At 45.1% G+C, this 18,579-nt stretch carries 19 protein-coding genes and 5 pseudogenes; 15 read left to right on the plus strand and 9 right to left on the minus strand.

The features are described 5' to 3' along the window. Positions 1-17 precede the first annotated feature (17 nt). Positions 18-1,427, plus strand: a complete 1,410-nt coding sequence (locus tag JCM11216_RS03635) for an APC family permease (RefSeq protein ID WP_243675081.1) — start codon at positions 18-20, stop codon at positions 1,425-1,427. On the opposite strand, the gene JCM11216_RS16005 is transcribed toward JCM11216_RS03635, so the two are convergent. Both JCM11216_RS16005 and JCM11216_RS03640 read right to left on the minus strand, forming a co-directional pair. After that, the gene (locus JCM11216_RS16005) at positions 1,420-1,650 is read right to left on the minus strand and encodes a hypothetical protein (protein WP_243675082.1); all 231 of its coding nucleotides are present in this window, start codon (positions 1,648-1,650) and stop codon (positions 1,420-1,422) included. The two genes, JCM11216_RS03635 and JCM11216_RS16005, sit on opposite strands and share 8 nt — an antisense overlap. Beyond that, positions 1,650-2,520 (minus strand): annotated as a pseudogene (locus tag JCM11216_RS03640) (MFS transporter). The gene JCM11216_RS16005 and the pseudogene JCM11216_RS03640 overlap by 1 nt, the downstream one beginning before the upstream one ends. Before the next feature lie 158 nt (positions 2,521-2,678). Here JCM11216_RS03640 and JCM11216_RS03645 point away from each other — a divergent pair. Then, the gene (locus tag JCM11216_RS03645; RefSeq protein WP_054853329.1) at positions 2,679-3,254 is read left to right on the plus strand and encodes a hypothetical protein; all 576 of its coding nucleotides are present in this window, start codon (positions 2,679-2,681) and stop codon (positions 3,252-3,254) included. Positions 3,255-3,298: 44 nt separating this feature from the next. On the opposite strand, the gene JCM11216_RS03650 is transcribed toward JCM11216_RS03645, so the two are convergent. Genes JCM11216_RS03650 through JCM11216_RS16010 form a run of 3 tightly spaced genes read right to left on the minus strand, consistent with a single transcriptional unit; the run spans position 3,299 to position 6,023 of the window. Next, positions 3,299-4,216 carry an amidohydrolase family protein gene (locus JCM11216_RS03650; protein ID WP_054853330.1) on the minus strand — a complete coding sequence of 306 codons (918 nt, stop codon included), beginning with the start codon at positions 4,214-4,216 and terminating at the stop codon, positions 3,299-3,301. A gap of 59 nt (positions 4,217-4,275) precedes the next feature. Then, on the minus strand, positions 4,276-5,733 hold the full coding sequence (locus tag JCM11216_RS03655; protein ID WP_243675083.1) for a long-chain-fatty-acid--CoA ligase: 1,458 nt from the start codon (positions 5,731-5,733) through the stop codon (positions 4,276-4,278). Continuing rightward, on the minus strand, positions 5,655-6,023 hold the full coding sequence (locus tag JCM11216_RS16010) for a hypothetical protein (RefSeq protein WP_243675084.1): 369 nt from the start codon (positions 6,021-6,023) through the stop codon (positions 5,655-5,657). Before JCM11216_RS16010 ends, JCM11216_RS03655 begins: the two co-directional genes overlap by 79 nt. Before the next feature lie 233 nt (positions 6,024-6,256). On the opposite strand from JCM11216_RS16010, the gene JCM11216_RS16015 reads away from it, so the two are divergent. The 5 genes and pseudogenes from JCM11216_RS16015 to JCM11216_RS03670 all read left to right on the plus strand — a co-directional run bounded on the left by JCM11216_RS16015 (position 6,257) and on the right by JCM11216_RS03670 (position 10,398). Beyond that, complete coding sequence (locus JCM11216_RS16015; RefSeq protein WP_243675085.1) at positions 6,257-6,664, plus strand: acyl-CoA dehydrogenase family protein; 408 nt, start codon at positions 6,257-6,259, stop codon at positions 6,662-6,664. A gap of 31 nt (positions 6,665-6,695) precedes the next feature. Further along, entirely contained in the window at positions 6,696-7,472 is a 777-nt protein-coding gene (locus JCM11216_RS16020; RefSeq protein ID WP_243675086.1) for an acyl-CoA dehydrogenase, read from the plus strand. Between the two features lie 105 nt (positions 7,473-7,577). After that, a complete protein-coding gene (locus JCM11216_RS03665) occupies positions 7,578-8,546 on the plus strand; it encodes a 4-hydroxyphenylacetate 3-hydroxylase N-terminal domain-containing protein (protein ID WP_243675087.1) in 969 nt (322 codons plus the stop codon). A 2-nt stretch (positions 8,547-8,548) separates the two neighbouring features. Then, positions 8,549-8,995 (plus strand): annotated as a pseudogene (locus JCM11216_RS16025) (hypothetical protein). A gap of 128 nt (positions 8,996-9,123) precedes the next feature. Next, complete coding sequence (locus JCM11216_RS03670; RefSeq protein ID WP_054853387.1) at positions 9,124-10,398, plus strand: ATP-binding protein; 1,275 nt, start codon at positions 9,124-9,126, stop codon at positions 10,396-10,398. 5 nt (positions 10,399-10,403) lie between these two features. Here the strand turns inward: JCM11216_RS03670 and JCM11216_RS03675 are convergent. Together JCM11216_RS03675 and infB are read right to left on the minus strand one after the other, a co-directional pair. Then, positions 10,404-11,714 (minus strand): annotated as a pseudogene (locus JCM11216_RS03675) (TrpB-like pyridoxal phosphate-dependent enzyme). 141 nt (positions 11,715-11,855) lie between these two features. Further along, positions 11,856-13,656: pseudogene (gene infB / locus JCM11216_RS03680) on the minus strand (translation initiation factor IF-2). 269 nt (positions 13,657-13,925) lie between these two features. Here infB and JCM11216_RS03685 point away from each other — a divergent pair. The 3 genes from JCM11216_RS03685 to JCM11216_RS03695 are packed head-to-tail and all read left to right on the plus strand — an operon-like array spanning position 13,926 to position 15,383. Next, entirely contained in the window at positions 13,926-14,147 is a 222-nt protein-coding gene (locus tag JCM11216_RS03685; RefSeq protein ID WP_054853331.1) for a 50S ribosomal protein L24e, read from the plus strand. A gap of 18 nt (positions 14,148-14,165) precedes the next feature. Continuing rightward, complete coding sequence (locus JCM11216_RS03690; RefSeq protein WP_054853332.1) at positions 14,166-14,681, plus strand: NUDIX hydrolase; 516 nt, start codon at positions 14,166-14,168, stop codon at positions 14,679-14,681. Positions 14,682-14,687: 6 nt separating this feature from the next. Then, positions 14,688-15,383 (plus strand): endonuclease III, encoded by a 696-nt coding sequence (locus JCM11216_RS03695; RefSeq protein WP_054853333.1) that lies wholly within the window; start codon positions 14,688-14,690, stop codon positions 15,381-15,383. A 2-nt stretch (positions 15,384-15,385) separates the two neighbouring features. On the opposite strand, the pseudogene JCM11216_RS03700 reads toward JCM11216_RS03695, so the two are convergent. Beyond that, positions 15,386-16,035, minus strand: a pseudogene (locus JCM11216_RS03700) (proteasome subunit beta). A gap of 51 nt (positions 16,036-16,086) precedes the next feature. Continuing rightward, positions 16,087-16,872 carry a peptidylprolyl isomerase gene (locus JCM11216_RS03705; protein ID WP_054853334.1) on the minus strand — a complete coding sequence of 262 codons (786 nt, stop codon included), beginning with the start codon at positions 16,870-16,872 and terminating at the stop codon, positions 16,087-16,089. A gap of 86 nt (positions 16,873-16,958) precedes the next feature. On the opposite strand from JCM11216_RS03705, the gene JCM11216_RS03710 reads away from it, so the two are divergent. From JCM11216_RS03710 to JCM11216_RS16040, 5 genes are read left to right on the plus strand one after another with little or no spacing between them, the layout of a single operon-like run. Continuing rightward, positions 16,959-17,237, plus strand: a complete 279-nt coding sequence (locus JCM11216_RS03710) for a DUF131 domain-containing protein (protein ID WP_054853335.1) — start codon at positions 16,959-16,961, stop codon at positions 17,235-17,237. 10 nt (positions 17,238-17,247) lie between these two features. Continuing rightward, positions 17,248-17,562: a hypothetical protein gene (locus tag JCM11216_RS03715; protein WP_054853336.1), complete on the plus strand. Its 315-nt coding sequence runs from the start codon at positions 17,248-17,250 to the stop codon at positions 17,560-17,562. A gap of 22 nt (positions 17,563-17,584) precedes the next feature. Next, positions 17,585-18,112 (plus strand): aminotransferase class I/II-fold pyridoxal phosphate-dependent enzyme, encoded by a 528-nt coding sequence (locus JCM11216_RS16030; protein ID WP_243675088.1) that lies wholly within the window; start codon positions 17,585-17,587, stop codon positions 18,110-18,112. A 16-nt stretch (positions 18,113-18,128) separates the two neighbouring features. Then, positions 18,129-18,308, plus strand: coding sequence for a hypothetical protein (locus JCM11216_RS16035; protein ID WP_243675089.1), 180 nt, complete (start codon positions 18,129-18,131; stop codon positions 18,306-18,308). Continuing rightward, a complete protein-coding gene (locus JCM11216_RS16040; RefSeq protein WP_243675090.1) occupies positions 18,277-18,531 on the plus strand; it encodes a hypothetical protein in 255 nt (84 codons plus the stop codon). The genes JCM11216_RS16035 and JCM11216_RS16040 overlap by 32 nt, the downstream gene beginning before the upstream one ends. Positions 18,532-18,579 lie beyond the last annotated feature (48 nt).

Here is an 18,579-nt window from a genome sequence, read left to right on the forward strand (position 1 = left end):
ATAACCTGCGTAGTAGCGTGAGCGAGGTCGGCCTGCGTAGGGTGCTGGGATTCTGGGACGTATTCTTCGCAAGCCTAGGTGGGCAATCACCATTTCTTAGCGACCTAACCTATGCCTCTGCAACCCTGGCCATAGCCGGATTGGCGGGCCCCGTAGCTATAATAATTGGGACACTAATAGCGTTTATCAACGGCTTCGTGGTTGCACGACTTAGTAAGAGGGTCACGGAAGCCGGCGGTTATTATAAGTACGCCACTAAGTACCTCGGTGGTAAGTCCACGGGTTTTTTCATTGGCTGGAATTACCTATTTTATGCGATTCTCTACGGCGCCGCCTACGTGATCGGTGCCTCATACCTCGCCCAATGGATACTGGGGATCCCCCCCTGGCAAATCAGTTTACCAATATCCCTGGCAACAATGACCATACTGGCATACCTGGGTATTAGAATCTCGGCTAGGTACGCTATCTTCGCGGGCTCGTTAGAGATGGCAGCCCTCATATTAATATCCATGGCATTACTTCTGATCCCACATGGCATTCTCTTCAATCCCTTTGCTTATGCAAGCTCAGTACCGTTGTCAACATTGATGGTTGCCGTAGTTTACGCAATAGCGATTCCCACGGGCTACGGCACGATAGCGCCATTGAGCGGCGAGGTTAAGAGAGCTAGGGAGACGATAAGCCGGGCGGTGGAGGCCGTCATAATCACTGGCGGTGCCCTGGCCGCATTGGCCATTTACTCAACGGCAGTCGCTGGCTTATCATACATGAACATTCATGAGTTTATTAGGTTCTTAAATGAGGCCACCGGTAAGGGTTTATCACCTGTTGTAATAGTACTACATCACTTCCTTGGCGTGTTACTCGACCCGATAGTAATCTTTGCAATGTTTAATGATGGCGTGCTTGGCGCCTTGGCTTACGTACTTGCATCATCAAGGACTTTATATGCCATGGCCGATGACGGACAACTACCAGGTTTATTATCGTTAGTTAATAGTAAGGGTAACCCAGTAATCTCAGTGCTGATTAGTGCGTTGGCCCTTGATGCAATTGCATTAGTGATTACTTACTTACTCGGGCCCTTCAATGCTTTCCTACTCCTTGGTTTCCTATCAATGCTCGCCAATTTGATAGTCCACCTATCAGCTAACTTTGCCCTGCTTAGGGCCGCTACGATGAGGATAAAGGCCGTGCTTTACGGCGTTGACACAATTAGGTGGTTGGATAAGGTGGTGTCTGTGGCGGCGGCCTTAATAACAATATTTACGGCTACGGAGTCCGTGCTTGGCATAAACATAATCGAGCTAACGCCATACTTCGTAGTCCTCGCGATAGCCGTGGTTTACCTAGTGATAAGAGCGTTGGTAATTCGAGGGACATTCTCTGGGTCGAGGATTCATAATTATAAAATGGCTAGGTAACCCTCGCAAGCCTAAGCAGTGGTAGGAGCGATAGGGACACTACTATCATTAATATCCAGGGCAATGAGTATGATACTACCATGGTTTCCGTAAACACAACGCTAAGCCACATGCCAATGACCATATTCAGGGCATTCAATGTCGCCAGGGATAGGGCTGGGTTCTCATGCTTGGCAACTAACGCGTATGCTGCGGTTAATGCCAGCTCATTCGTGAAGCCCATTAAACCCCCCCGGCAATTATTATGGCTGCGATATTTAACGTGGGTATGAAGATTAGCGGTACGGTACCCACTATAGTCAACACCACTATTAATAAGACCCTATTTCTAATGGCATCGATGACTCGACCAGAAAGCCCTCCAAATATGCTTGAGAAAAGCATTATTGACGTTAATAATGAGGATACATAGAGAGGCAAACCCCCCCTACTAACGGCGTAAGTGGGCAGTAAGTTGCCGGTTGCGTAATACGCACCCCCCCAAAAGCCGCTCGTTGCTATACCAATCACTACTGCATCACGACTAAACCTAATGCGCAGCCTATGCATGTAACCACCCTGAATAAAGAATACTATCAATGCCACAGGAATGCCAACAACACTGAGAAGCAGCGTTGATAATTTCCACCCAAGGAATGCGTATGTAATGCTCCACGCTAAGCCTATCCCTGAACCAAGGCCGAAGGCTGCGTTATAAATGCCAAGTAGTGTACCGACGCGTTCAGGGTATGCGGTTGATAGTATTGCAGCACCCGTCGAGAAGAATAGTGCAGCACCGACACCGGCAATTAACCTGAGGATTAATACCTCATAGAAGTTAATGCTGAGGGGGCACTAACAAGCCTGTAATCGCCATGGTAAGTAGGCCAAGACCTGCGGTCCTGGCATTGCCCAGGTGGCTTGCGATGATGCCCGCCGGTACTTGAAATGCTGCAGCACCGACGATGAATATGAATGGGACCAAGCCAAGTAATGCCTTACCAACCCTAAACTCAACGCCAATTATTGGCAGAGCGGGTGCTAGGTAAAACCAGTAGGCACTATATATTACCCTAGCCAATATTACAACAATTGCAATAGCTACCTTCCTCACCACGTTTCTGTAATATAGCGCAATTAAATTTTTATTGTAAGTATAAGTAACTAATTATGACCTGATATAGTATATATAATTTTTGATAATATAGATAATATAAATATAAAAAGTAAAAGAAGTACTTTAAACTTAGTATTAATTACCGATTAACCCGTATGAGCGTTGCCTCTAGTATGGCTCTGGCGGCAACAGATCTTGTGTATATAGTTGGTGGCGCCATGCTAATAACAGTAGGTGGTGTCAATATGAATATTGGAAAGAAAAATGAACCCAGGGACTTGGGTATTGTCTTCCTTAGTGGCGCCATCATGCTACTAATAGGCGTATTGTTTGATGTAATGTCATGTACCTCGCCTACGAATCTTCCTGCAATATTATCCTCAGCCGCAACCGCCGTCTTTGATGCGATCCTTTGGGCTATCGGCATAGCCTTAACCGTAGGTAAGAGTAATCTATTTGCCATGAACCACCTATTACTTTACTCCGGTATATACTTCCTATACGTCACCGTCATGGCTGGGTTAGGTAACCAAATATTACTATCATTGGCGCTTCTCTTCTTAGCTTTACAGGTATTGACAGCGGCAATAGCTGGTTATAAATTGAACGCCAGATTGCAGTGGGTCTCAGGGCTTTTGGCAATGATTGATGGCGTACTATTTCTAATACTCGGTATTGTGGTCTCACTAGGAATACCGCAACCACTTGGTATAGTACCACCACCGTCATGAGTACGAAGTAACTTCTATGCTGTTTCTCATAATAAAAATTAACTTTATTTTATTATTTCATCATTTTCTTCGATATCAACACCCATATCCCTCAGCAGATAAGCTGCGTTATCATATAGTATTGATTCTAAATCACGCCTAGGCAATTTAGATAACTCAAGGCAGTTTAAGTTCCTAATTACTTGCCTAAGCCTTAGGTATGGATAACCACCGCCATATAGAATTCTCTCCGCACCCACTGACTTTACGAAGTCACGTCCCATTAACGTGTTGAATAGTATGCATGATATGCCCGTAGTCTCTAGGTAAACCCTGTCATATCTCTTCATTAATCGGGCAATTCTCTCAAGCCATGGATAAGCCATTCCATCAGATATGCCCAAGGCTGATAAAACCATCTTGATACTATATCTCTCAAGTAATTCATTAAGGATATCAGGCATGAGGCTCTCGAAACAAACGTTTACGTTATATGGGCAGGGATCCAGGTGCATTATAAGGAGTATATCATTTCTCTCGACATACTCAAGTATTGCCTTGAAGGCCCTCGTGTTTATTGGATCAAATAATTGAAGTGTTGGTGAAACCACGATACCCCCCCTAACATTAAGGCCCTCCAACTCATTGAGTTTTTCATAAACGTACTTAGAACCAAGGGATGGATTGATGCTTGCCAGCGGTACAAAGAAGCCGTTATGATAAGCCGCCTCATACCACAGCTTCACATTATCATACATCCTGGGCGACCATAAACTGGTTAGTCTGATTATGAACTTACTCCAGAGGAGTGCTGAATAAGGATCTTCCTTTGATAACTTTTTGAAAAAATCATTGGGTACTACGTGAAATAATGGTAATGCATCTATTGGCTGTAAGACAGCCCTTGATATATTCATTAATGATAATCTATCCTTGATTGTAGATAAGTCTATAGATGGGCACGCGTGGAAGTCAATTATCATATAGAGTGTATAATAGTGCCTAGATTTTTAAACACTATTTAATATATATCCTATATATTTCATGAAGAAAGCACGTTCTTGTAAAGCTCCCTGAGCACCTTCTTATCGGCCTTAGCAGTACTTGTCTTTGGTAGTTCTTTTTCGCTAATTATTATTTTGTCTGGTAGCCACCATTTTGGTATTTCTCCTTTTTCGACGTATTTCATTAGGTGGTTTTTGATTTCGTCTTCCGTGATTCTTTGGCCTGGCTTTGGAACCACAATGGCCACCGGCCTCTCACCCCCCCACTTCGGGTGCGGAACACCAACAACAGCAACCTCACCAACAGCAGGATAAGTACTAATGATGTCCTCCAGCTTAGTGCTTACAATCCACTCACCACCACTCTTAATAACATCCTTAAGCCTATCCATGATCCAAATATGGCCCTCGCTATCCCAGACAGCCACATCACCGGTATGCAACCAACCGCCGCGCCATAGGTCCCTGGTCTTCTCAGGATCTTTGAAGTAAGCTGGTGTTAGCCAGGGCGATCTAACCACAATCTCACCGATGGTTTTTCCATCCTTCGGAACATCCTTACCTTGGTCATTAACGACCCTTATGAATGCCAGTGGTATCTGCCTAAGGCCCTTCATTAGGTAATTCTCCTTCTTTTCGTCGGGCCAGCCTAGCATTGATGCATTAAACAATGCCTGAGCTATCACTGGCGCAGTCTCTGATAAGCCGTAACCATTAATCACAATGATACCCCCCCTGGACCTTGCCAGTTTGTAGAGACCCTCGGGCATTGCCGAACCACCATTACCATACTTTAGACCCCCCCTTAGGTCATACTTCGGCGAGTCAGGGTGAGTGAGTAGTAGGTATAATATTACGGGGACTCCGTATATATACGTGACCTTCTCCTCACTTATTGTCTTCAATATATAGCCCCCCCAATCCATACGCCCAGTAAATACGTACTTCTGGCCGGCGAGGAACATGGCATGTGGGCCTCCCCCCCATGCATGTACATGGTACATGGGTACCAACGGCATCACTATATCCCTGACGCTAAGTTCGTAAGGCGGCGCTGACGTTGATATTGCAACGGCCATTGCATGAAGAACCAACTGTCTATGGGTAAAGAATACACCCTTTGGCGGCCCCGTCGTTCCTGATGTGTAGAATAGCGTAGCCACAGTCCTTTCGTCAAGGTCTCCAAACTCATATGGGCTTGAACTCTTTATTAAGTCCTCATAGTTATATACCTCGATTCCGGGAAGCTTTACCTGCGGCGGCTCTGGCCTGTCTGTCATTATTACGGCCTTCCTAACCGTCTTGAGTTTCGGCATTATTGCACTAACTAGCGGTACGAACTCGTCTTTAACAAATAATATTTCGTCACCAGCATGATTAATCGTATACACAAGGTCCTCTGGCGAGTACCTGATATTTACGGTATGTAGTACAGCACCAAGCCCCGGAACCGCGTAGTAAAGCTCCAAGTACCTGTGCGAATTCCACTCCAGCACACCAACCTTGTACCTAATTTCTTGGGATCGCCGGGCTTAACGCCAAGTTGCTCAAGCGCCGTGGCAAGTCTCTTAACCCTATCCCAGATCTGCGCAAAGGTGAACCTAAGCTTAGGCGCGTCTGGCGGCGCGTAGACTACCTCCTGCTCAGGAAAAGTATCAGCGCCCCATTTTATGAGGTTCGTCAACGTTAAAGGATAGTCATAAAACTCCGTAGCCTTTTCTACGAACTCCTCAATAGACATCAATGAATTAAGTCTAGTGCATCCCTTAGGCTTAATCCTTATCATAAATATATAGCCATATTTAGGTATTTAATAAAAATAAAACATAAAATCGATAAAAATAAAAATAATAAAGAACTAAAGAATTAGGATATAGTTAACAAAAAATACACTCTCAATTTAATATGATGAATTCAATGTTATTAAGCAACATATCGTTGAAGTAACCATTAATGACTAGGCATATATAGGATATTTACTGATTAGGCTTAAGTACGTGAGGACTTAGTCAACCCTTAATGACTGATATCCTGGATTTGTTCCCGCAATACGCGGAGGAATTGAAACTACTAAGAAAAACTGCCAGGGAATTCGCCCAGAGAAACTTCTCACCTGAACTCGCTAGGGAGTATGAAAAGAAGGAAGAATTTCCCTGGGACCTGTATAAAAAGGCCGGCGAACTTGGCTTACTGGCTCCATCAATACCCACCGAGTACGGTGGTGGTGGATTCACTACATACCTAGCTGACATAGTCGTTACTGAGGAGTTGGTAAGGGCAGAACCCACACTGGGGGGGCTCGCTATAATGGCAGGCCCATTCACATCACACATGCTCTACTTCTTCGGCACTGAGGAACAGAGAAAGAAATACCTACACCTGTTTATAGGGCGAGAATACGTTCTTCGGTGCATACACGGAGCCTGAGCATGGTACTGATATCACGCAATTGAATACTGTGGCTGTGAAGAAGGGCGATAAGTACATAATTAAGGGTATGAAAACCTTCATAACAAACGCACCAACAGCCAAGTACGGCCTACTCCTAGCACAGACAGACCCCGAGAAGAGACATAGGGGCCAAACACTATTCATAATACATACTGACTGGCCGGGTGTTACTATTAGGAGGTTAACCGGTAAGATGGGGGGGCAGAGAACGATCCCCCCCGTCGGCGAGATCTACCTCGACAATGTCGAGGTCCCTGCAGAGAACGTGCTTGGTGGTGAAGAAAAGGGCTTGAATCAAGGTTTCTATTGGACACTGGCCTACTTCAACGTATCAAGGATTGGAGTGGCAACCCTAGGCCTTGGAATAGCATTAGCCGCCTTTGATAAGGCCCTCGAATACGCACAAAAAAGAACACAGTTTGGGCAACCGCTGATAAGCTTTGAAATGATTCAGGAAAAACTAGCCAGGATGGCAATGTTTATAGAGGCAGCTAGGTCATTAATCTATAGAGCCGCGTATTATATTGATGATTACTTAAAATTCAAGATTGACCCAAGGGCCATGGGAGCATTAGCAGGCGCTGCCAAGGTTTATGGAACCGAGGTTGCCAATTACGTGGTTGATGAAGCAATACAGATACATGGTGGTTATGGATACTTCGAGGAGTTCGATGTAGAGAGGTATTGGAGGGACCATAGGGTTACGAGGATTTATGAAGGAACTAATGAAATAAACCTGTTGACAATAACCGATGCCTTGAGAAGGGGCGTGTGGAAGCCATAATTACTTAAAATTAAGTTAAGGTAAGAGCAATTCTCAAATCGAGATAATATACATTTGTACCTATATATAAGCTATACTTAATTACTGGATAATTAGGATTTACCTATGCCTAGGTCGGCAGCCGAGTATATAAACTCTGTTAGGGATGGCAGGGTTGTTTATTACAGAGGTAAGAGGGTTGATGATATAACGACGCATCCAATCATTGGTATAGCCGTCAGGCATGCGGCAGACTTATTTGATGTTAAGAATAGGCTTTATGATGACCCAAACTATGGTCGTATAAGCAGGTACTTCAAAGTTCCTAGGAATACGAATGACTTGCTCGAGAGATATAAGTTGATTTATGAGGACACCCTTAGGTTTGACGGATTATTTAATATAGTTCAGGCAATAGGTAGTGACGCGCTCTTCTCATTGATGATAGTGGCTAGGAAAGTTGATAGGAAGTACGGCACTAATTATTATGATAGGGTAATGAAGTATTATGAGTATGTTGTTAAGAATGACCTGGCGATAGCGGTTGCTCAGACCGACGTCAAGGGTAACAGGGCGAAGAGACCCCCCCATGAGCAGGAGGATAGGGATATGTACCTTAGGGTTGTTGAGGTTCGTGATGATGGTATTGTGGTTAATGGCGCGAAAATACACACTACACAGGGGGGGCCTGTGGCTAATGAGGTAATCGTACTGCCATATAGGGCCATGGTTGAGGGTGATAGGGATTATGCCGTTGCCTTCGCCGTGCCTGCGAACACGAAGGGTCTCAAGTTCATTGTTAGGCCTGTGCTTGAGTATGATGGTAACCCAAACGCTGTTAATGCGGCAAGTAGGTTTGAGGTTGAGTCATTGACGATTTTTGATCACGTGTTCGTGCCCTGGGACAGGGTATTCATGTTCAGGGAGTGGGACTTGGCTGGGCAGTTGGCTTGGACCTTCGCGACGTATCATAGGTTCACGGCGATATCATATAGGGCGGCCACGGCAAATCTATACCTAGGCGCTGCGCTCTATGCCGCTAGGCTAATGGGATTGAGAATGCACCACACGTTAGGGATTGGCTGGTTCAGATGATTATGTATAAGGAGATAATGAGGATGGGGGCCATGGCGGCTGCCTGGAGCCCTGGATTGATGAGGGAATAGCCATACCAAACCCCCCCGTATACACAAACGTAAGTAAGCTGTACGCTAATGCCCACTTCATAGACGTGGTGCATGGGCTCATAGACGTTGCAGGTGGTTTAATAGCCACAATGCCCTCACACGACGATTACATAAACCCAGAGGAGAAACAATACATTAGTAAGTACCTCAGGGGGCGCGGTTGATGGTGATACGAGATATAAGATAATGAGCCTGGTCAGGGAGTTAGGCGCGAGCCACCTAATGGGTTACCTATTAACGGCCATGATACATGCGGAGGGCTCCGAAGCAGCGAGTAAGATAGGAATGCTGAGGGAGTACAATTATAAAGAGGCGGAAGAATTAATAAATAGAGTATTGAATAAAATAAAACTATAATCAATAAATATTTCGTAAAATAAAAATAAAATACTAATTATTGCATTTATTAATTATAAAAAAGTGATCGAATTTGATACTAAAAATAACAAATTTATTTAAATCTCTTGATACTAAAAATAACAATAATGAGCCTTGAAGAATTCAATCCCTGGTGGAGGGGGGGTAGGGAATATATTGATGAGGATCCCGATATCATTAAATGGCACAACGCCAGGGTCAAGTGGATACCCAAAGAGGTTAATGCCGTGCCGCTCAAGCCATTTTCTCTAAATTTCATTTATGGACCTAGGCAGGTGGGTAAGACCACAATGATCAAATTAATAATTAAGAACTTACTTCATGAAGTTAGGCCTGAGGCCATTTTTTATTATAGCTGTGATCTGCTCACTGATTATGAAGAATTAATTGATGTTTTAAAGAGGTATATTAAAATAAAGGAGGAACGCGGTATTAAAACAAGCTATATATTCCTTGATGAGATAACTTACGTAAATGATTGGTTTAGAGCGATTAAGTACGGCATAGATAGGGGGGGATTATTTAAAGATGATGTTGTTACCATAACGGGCTCAACAAGCATCGTTTTAAGGGGGGGTGACATAGAGACATTCCCTGGCAGAAGGGGGGGCTTTGGTGCGGATATTGTTCTATATCCTCTTAGTTTTCGATCATACATAAAGGCCCTAAGGCCGGAGATTGAGGTGGCGCCTGGCTGGTATGAGGAGATTAAGAACCTATTCGAAAAGTACTTAATGACTGGTGGTTTTCCTTTATCAATAAATTCCTACTTTAGTTTTGGCATGATAACGAGCGACGTTTATAAATCGTACATTGATTGGATAATTTATGATACTAAGAGGGCTGGTAAGGATGAGGGATTACTCAAGGAGATACTCTCAATATTGCTTGAAAAGGCTGGCTCTCGAATAAGCCATAACTCAATAGCTAAGGATCTTGGCATTTCACACAGAACCGTTTCAGAATACATAGATTTACTGAATAGGATGTTCTTAATTACTGTGCTTAACTACATTGATGTTAACACGGGGAGTAAAGACTATAGAAAATTGATTAAGGTCCACTTCATGGATCCATTCATATACCGAGTAGTTTCGTTCTGGACTGGTGTAAACGTGCCCGATGAGTCAATAATCGTTGAAGGGATTGTAGCGTCGCACCTGGCTAGGATTAGCGAGGTTGGTTATACCACGATTGGCAGTAGGGAGATTGATGTTATTTCGCTCAGTGACTTCACCGGTTATGAGGTGAAGTACGGAAGAAGAAGTGAGCGTGTGAGTGCTAGGGCAGGTAAAATGAAGAGAGTAATAACAATATCAAGAGATAGAGAGGATGTTGATGTAATCCCTGCCTACATATTTTTATCAGGGCTAAGCGCATGAATGCTTTATGCCCTCTCAAAGCCGAGAACATCCGCGTAATTACCTAGGTCGAGCAATCCATGCCCTGAAAAGCTAATCAGAATTACCTTCCTCTCGCCAGTCCTCCTGGCCTCCTCAGCAATCTCCTTAATAACAGGTAGTACATGGGCCGTCTCCGGCGCCGGCACGTACCCCCCCTCGACCTGAGCAAAAACCTGGGCCATCCTAAACACGGTTTCCTGGTCATAATCCCGCCCCCCCTCAACATACCCCCCCTTACTCATTAGGTAGGACAGTGTTGGCGCCACGGCATGGTACCTCAAACCACCCGCATAGATTGGAGGTGGCACGAAGTCAGCGCCAATGGTGTACATCTTCAATTGGGGGGGCAATACCCTACCCGTGTCAGGGTCATCGTACTTATAAACACCCTTAGTCACCTTTGGGACTTCTATGGCTCCAACCGCGATATACCTGCGCCTAACCTTACCACCCTAAGCTCCTCACCTATGAATGGGAAAAAGACTCCGCCCCCAGTTGGAGCCTCCGCCAACCACGCCAATCATCACATCAGGATCCTCACCAATCAATTCCAACTGCTTCTTAGCCTCAAGACCTGCAATGGTCTTAAACATTATGTCGGCATTTATTACGCTACCAACACGTACTTACCACCATTCTTCAGCGCGTATTCGGCGGATTCCGTTATTGCGATACCCAGCTGCCTGGGTGGTTGGGGTTTTCACGTAGTAATTTCCTGCCGAATTCGGTTAACTCGCTTGGGCTTGGGTGGACTTCGGCTCCGTACATCTGCATTAAGTACCTCCTCAGTGGCTTCGCGTAGTAACTTGCCCTAACCATGAACACGTGGGCCTTAACCTTAAACAGGGCGGCGGCCAGGGCAACGGCAGAGCCCATTGCCCAGCCCCGGTTTCTGTGGTTACGAATTTGGCTCCATCCTTCAGTGCGTAATATACCCAGGCGAGTGCGGAGTTTATCTTGTGGCTACCCGTGTATGTGTAGCCCTCCATCTTTAGGTAAATCCTAACTGGTGCGTTTAGGTATTCCTCAAACCTTCTTGCCCTTATTAATGGCGTTGGTCTACCCACCTGTAGGTAGCGTTCTAGGACTTCCTCGGGTATTTTCACAAACCTCTCCGTGGATGATTCAAGCCTTAGCGGCTCTGATGGTATTACCTGCTTTAGTAGTTCGAGTCTTTTGCCGTTGTCTGGGTCGTACGGTGGTGGTAGTGGTTCTGGTAGGTCTGCGAGTATGTTGTACCAGTACGTGGGTATCTCATCTGCTGGAAGGTCTATTCTATACCTTTCCAGTCCCAGATAGTTACCACCGTGTCTCCTAGACTATTTTTCCTTTATAAGCATTATCCAGTCATACATAAACTACTGTACTTTAGGTGCGTTATTATGGATAATATTTACATCGACAATCGCTAACACGAATACGTGGTTATTAAGGCGTTATTTCGATGAACGCTTGATTTTCAGTATCTCCTTAAGTAGGGCTATTTCGTCCTCCGTTAACTGATCCTTGAATTGCGTCATTAGGGTTATTGCGTGTTCCTCGGGAACATCAACGTACAACTCATCGCCTTCTTTTACCTGCCTACCAACCATTATGTTACCCTCTATTGATATTGCGACCTCCATACCCTTCCTAGCCTCTTGTATGTTCTTACCCTTATCCTGAATCTGCATTATGGTGCCCACCCTCTTACCATCACCCCCCCTGATCAATGGATACCCGGCTTTATCAATCCCTCAAGCACGGCAACACCAACAATGACTGGGTTACTCCTCCTGAATACGTAACCAGGGAGTATCCTTATCTTCCCAGGCCTTATGTACTTATCCAACTCCATCTCCACAAGCCTTGTCCTCTGCTCTCTGTACCACTGGGTGAATTCCTCAACAAGTCTGTAGAGGATCTCGTTCCTGAATATCTTTACTCCATACTGCATAGCCTCTACCTCAACATCATGCGGGACCTTGACGTTAAATGCAAGGACAACGCCGTAAAGCGGATCCTTCTTCCTGACTATGGAGGCCTCAACGACATCCCTCCTACTCACATTACCGACATCAGCCTTCCTAACGGGTATACCCTGACTCCTAAGGTAGACTACCATGGCCTCGAGTACCCAATGTATCGGCCTTGGCAATGACACCCTCCTTATCAGTCTCAATCCTAACCTCCGAAACCTCCTCCCTGACCATTTTTACGTACTCATCTAATGATGAGCCCTGGGGTACGACGAATACCGGTGCACCTGGGACGACTTGGTCAAGACCATCAGCAATTATCTTAACGCCAGCCGCGGCCTTAACCTCGTCCATGAACATATACCTATCCTCAGGATCCCTCATCTCGTCAAGCGGCTTTGGCATGACGAGCATCTTAACCTTAGTGCTCACTGGGCCCTCGAGCCCCGCCGTAACTATTAAGTCCCCCTTCCTAATCACTCCGTCATAAAGCACGACGTCTGCCGTGGCGCCCCCCCAACCCTTCTCCTCCCTAATCTCCATGACAACGCCCTTACCGTCCATACATCACCTTAAGCTTCTCCCTATTGAACCTCTGGCTTAGCCCGGCAAGAACGACGAGTAAATCGGCCAAGCCCTCGCCAGTGACCGCGCTCGTGGGTACAATAGGTACCTGGGTATTGAAGTCCCTCACTCTGTCATACCTGTCGGCATCCATCCCCAACTTATTGAACTCCTCTATTATCCTTGCTATGGCCTCCTCAACCCTACCTTGGACATCCTCCCTTTGTTTATCATATGATTCAAGGAACGGCGCATTCTCATGGGGTTCCCAACCATATATTCTATCGAGCTTGTTCGCAGCGACTACGAAGGGTATGTTCCTAGATCTAATTAAGGTTAGACTTTCGTAGGTTTGTTCCTCGAACCCTCTAGTGATGTCTATAACTAGGACTGCCAAGTCAGCCACAGAGCCACCCCCCCTACGCCTCAGGTTTGAGAAGGCGGCGTGGCCTGGGGTGTCCACCATGAGGAAGCCCTTAATCCATACCTTACCCTTAAGCCTAAACTTTATGAGCAATGGGTCGGCTATCCTCTCCACGGCATTCCACGGTATGAATGATAGGCCTATGTGCTGTGTTATCATGCCTGGCTCCCTATAGGCTACGAAGGTCCCCCTTATCTTGTCAAGGAGCAGTGTCTTGCCTACATCGACATGGCCAACCACTACGGTGATTGGCGGCCTGTAATCCACTAATGATGCATCAACCTTACTCATAATTATCTAGAGTGATGAGAAGACTTGATTTAAAAATCATTTTTCCTAATAGCGTAAAAATACAAATGTTATCTTCCTCATGTGTGGTAAGTATGGTCAAAGACTTATGAGTTAGGTTTAGAAGGGTTGTTCATATTGATCATTGAAAATAAACTGTAAAAGACCTATGGGTACTAACCTAAGAAGAATACCATGAGGAATTAGGCCATTACGTATTTCACAAAATATTTGCATAAACTTTAAAAATCATTACTGAATACGGACGCTGTATGAGAATTTACACATGCGCTTTCTGCGGGAGACCAATACCGCCAGGCACTGGGATAATGTATGTCAGAGCTGATGGCACGGTGCTTAGATTCTGCAGCAGGAGGTGCTTTGTTAGTATGATTAAGTATAATCGCGATCCAAGGAAGCTGACCTGGGTTCGTGAGGTAACGAAGAAGAAGGCTGGCAGTGCCAAGCACAGAAATGAGAAACTTTTAAGATAACGCATTACTTACTAAACAATGGTTATAGTTTACAGAGGCAGGCGAGTCACGCTAGATGTATCTAAGGTCGTGTTGCCAAATGAACATGAGATGAATGTAGAGAAGATAATATTTCCGCATGCCGTAGCCGCTTTACCAATTTATGACGGTAATAAGGTTGTATTACTACGTCAGTTTAGGCCTGTCATTAATGATTACATCCTTGAAATACCGGCCGGTGTCGTTGAGGAGGGTGAAAGGCCTGAGGAGGCCTTGATTAGGGAACTTAATGAGGAGGTTGGTGCTGAGGTTTATTACTTCGAGAAGTTATTTGAGGGCTTTACCACGCCTGGTTACTCCACCGAATATGTGGTAATTTACTATGCCAACGTTAAGAGGTTGGGTGAACCAAGGCCTGAGCCTTACGAGGTTATTAATAGGGTTATTGTTAATTTTAGGGATGCGGTGAATATGGTCCTCAGTGGTAGTATAAGAGATGTTAAGACAGCGTTAGCTATAACGCTGTATATGCTTAAGAAAGGCGTTAAGGCGTGATTTCATATGGCCTTGACAGAGGAGTTGGTGCTTAAGGCCCTCGCTAATGTTAAGATAGAGCCTAGGAGGTTTGCGGTCCTCTATGTGTTTAGGAGTGGTAATGACATCTTTAAGGCGCTCGTTGTGACAATACTGACGCAGAACACGAATGATAAGAATGCGCTTAGGGCCTATGAAAACCTCATTAAGGTTGTTAGTGATGTAACGCCTGAGAAACTAGTAAGTATTGGTGAGGATGCTTTGGCCAACGCCATTAGGCCTGCCGGTATGCATAGGGTTAGGGCTAGGAAAATTATTGAATTATCTAAGGTAGTCCTTGAGAAGTATGGTGGTGACCTAATGTGGATTAAGGATCTCCCACTTGATGATGCCAGGAAGGCGTTACTCGAACTTCCTGGTGTTGGCGAGAAGACCGCGGATGTGATACTCGTTAACCTGGGTAAGCCAACATTCCCTGTTGATACGCACATAACTAGGATATCCCTTAGGCTCGGTATTGCTAGATCTAGGAATTACCGTGAGATACAGAGGGCTTGGATGAGCATATTAACGCCAGATCCCAGCAGATACCTGGAGGTTCACCTTAAGCTAATCCAGTTTGGTAGAGATATATGCAGGGCCAGGAACCCAAGGTGCGACGTGTGCGGATTTAAGGAGGTTTGTAATTACTACATAAATGTTAAGGGAAGGGTTAATCAATAGCGTTATCGAATTAACTCCTTAAGGTATGGCTCAGAATTAACCTCCCTATAGCCCTCCTTGGTTATTGTTACGACGTCGATACCCTCACCACTCCCTGGATCGTGGTAAATGGCCGACCTGACGGCCCTAACCGCAAGCCTGATTGCGTCCTCGATACTCATGTCCCTCCTATAACCATCCTCAAGAACACCAAACGCTGTTGGTGAACCACTGCCAGTGGCCATGAACTCCGTTTCCCTTGTTAATGTCCCAAAGAAATCAAGCATATATATTACGGGTCCCTCATCAGGGTCCCAACCACCAAGTATCATGTGAACCAGGTAAACATATGGCCTACTTGAGAATACCACGAGAGATGCATAGTTGGCTAGGGCCTTTATCGATATTGGCTTGCCAGTCTCTATCTTGTACTGTATCGCGGTTGCCGTCAATGCATCAAGCACCTTCTGAAGGTCTGCAACACCACCGCTCATTGTCGCTGCTATATGATTATCAACTTTCCAGATCTTAACGCCCTTCTTTCTATGGGCTATGTAGTAACCAGCCGTGACCCTCCTATCCGTGGCTAGAACGACGCGTCATTAACCACAATACCTACTGTGGTGGTTCCAGTCATTAATCTGGTTAGGTTTTCATTACCTGCACTAAACATCAAGCCCAATGAGAACTACTTTATTAATAAATCTTAACCTGATTCTTTAACTCACTGAGAGGATTGCTGTGCCTGCTGGGTCTCGGGCTTCGACTCTGCCTGCTTCTCCTCAGCCTTAGTCTCCGCAGGCTTTGTCTCAGTCTCCCTCTTAATCTCTATTTCATCAACAAAGACTACCTTATTTACGTTCGTGAACTTATTTCCAACATCATCGGCTATTCTAGCCTTTATTGTGCCTATGTTCTCCACGAATAACGTCTCGATGGGTAACTTAATCGTTACAATAGAACCATCCTGACTAAGCTCCACTCCCACTTTATCAATATCGATCCTCGGTATGTACTGCTTAATTATGTACTTAACCTTGTCCTGCGCTGTCTCAAGCTTCTTAACCACCTTAGCCGTGACCACGAGGGTCTTACCGGCCAGTGGATGATTGAAGTCTAGGGTAACCCTACCACCCGTTATACTAACGACCCTACCTTGCTGGTTATTAACCTCGACAATATCACCAACCTTGGGTAGCTTGCCATACCTATAGAACTCCCTGATGGACATCACCTTAACCTTGCCTGGGTCCCTCTGGCCAAAGGCCTTGTCTGGCGGTATCTCCACGGTTATTTCCTGGCCCTCGCTTGAATTCATTATTGCTTGCTCTAGTGGTTCGAAGAGCTTTGTTTCGCCTATTATTATTAGGCGTGGTTCATAAATCTCGTCAGGCCTATAAATACCTGCCTCCTTGGCCTTGTCCTCTACCGTGGTTTCCACAACCCTGTTATCATCCTTATCAATAACCGTGTACTCAAGTAGTACGTAATCGCCCTTCTGAAATGGCATCGACTATGAACCAATTGATCACCCTTTTAAATTTTAAGCTGTAAGAGAAATAGGTTTTAATCCCCCTTTAGGATTAGTGCAATGTGATGAATATAGCCTACGTAATGAGCCTTGCAGTGGCACTATCGATAATACTGGCATTATTAGGGATTGTGCTAATAATAATTGACGTAGTGAGAAGTCACGAGGAGGAGAAGGAAGACGAGAATGAGAGGGGGAAGTCGAGTGTTGGTGGCGTAGTCTTAATAGGCCCGGTGCCGATAATCTTTGGTAATGACCCATCCATCATTAAGTGGGCTATAGTACTTACGATAATAATTGTGGCGCTATTCGTGATACTCACGTTACTACCTGGCATATTGTGAGGCGATTGCCATGAGACTTTACCAACTCGGTATTTTACTAATAATTCTTGCGGTTCTCATACCCATTATGGCGGTCATAGCGATCATTATTTCAACGGGAATTGGCGGTGCATATGCACCGTCTTCTAATATTGGTGGCATTGTCGTGATTCCATTTCCATTGCCAACAATTATAAAGTTCGGCAATGTACAGATACCACAACCACTGATTTGGTTCACATACGTTATTTTCCTAATATTCTTAGCCCTGGTAGTATTCTCGGTGGTGCAATATTACAGAGCAAGGAGGGAGTTAATGAAGCGTTGGCAGGAAGAACATAAATAGGTTAAAAGCCAGTAAGGACTTAATGCGACTGTACTGGTCCCCTGTCGAGTTAGCGAGTAGGTTGGCAAGAAGAGGCATTAAGTATAACTTCGCCAGTGGTGCACCTGACCCGGGCCTATTACCATTTGATGAGTTGAGAAAATCCTTCGAGAAGGTTTATGAGGAATATGGTAAGGCGATTATCGCATATCCAGGCGCTGGTGGTTTAAGGGAATTGAGGATTGAGTTATCGAGATACGCCAATAGGGTCCTTGGTATAAACACCAATTGGAGAGATGTAATAGTGACCGCCGGTGCTCAACACGCCATTAAGTTACTATCACAACTACTAATGAGGAGGAGGACCGTAGTCTATGTCGAGGACCCCCCCACATTTGTGGAGACTATCGCACCCATGAAATTCCAGGGAGCCCGATTAATTAGCGTCCCCCCCATCGATGATGAAGGCATGAATACGCACGAGCTAGAGAGGTTAGTTAAGACCTATGGACCTGGTATTATATATACCGTACCCAACTGCCACAATCCAACAGGGGGTCACCCTGAGTAGAAATAGGAGGAAACACTTGATCGAGATTGCAAGGGAGTATGGGTTAATAATTATCGAGGATGACCCATATACATCACTGTATCCCAACACTGAGCCCGCACTTAAGGCAATTAATAATGATGTTATTTACGTTGGTACGTTTTCGAAGATCCTCGGCCCCCGGCTTGAGGATTGGATTCGTAATAGCAAGTGGTGAGTTAAGGAATAACCTGGAGAAACTTGAACAGCATGATTTTGCAGCCTCGACACTTAATCAATACCTGGTTTTCGACTTATTAAGAAGAGGTATCGCAGATGATGTTATTAGAAAAGCACGTGAACTATACCCCAGGAAACTTCAGGAACTAGTCAAGGCGTTAAACGATTATTTGCCGAATACCCTAATGTTTAGGCCATCCTGCGGCTTCTATGCTTCATAAACACTGGTGTAAATGCATGGGAATTACTGAAGAGAAGTGTTAAGCAGA

It is taken from the genome of Vulcanisaeta distributa JCM 11216 (assembly GCF_001315985.1).
In the GTDB taxonomy this organism is placed as follows: Archaea; Thermoproteota; Thermoprotei; order Thermoproteales; family Thermocladiaceae; genus Vulcanisaeta; species Vulcanisaeta distributa_E.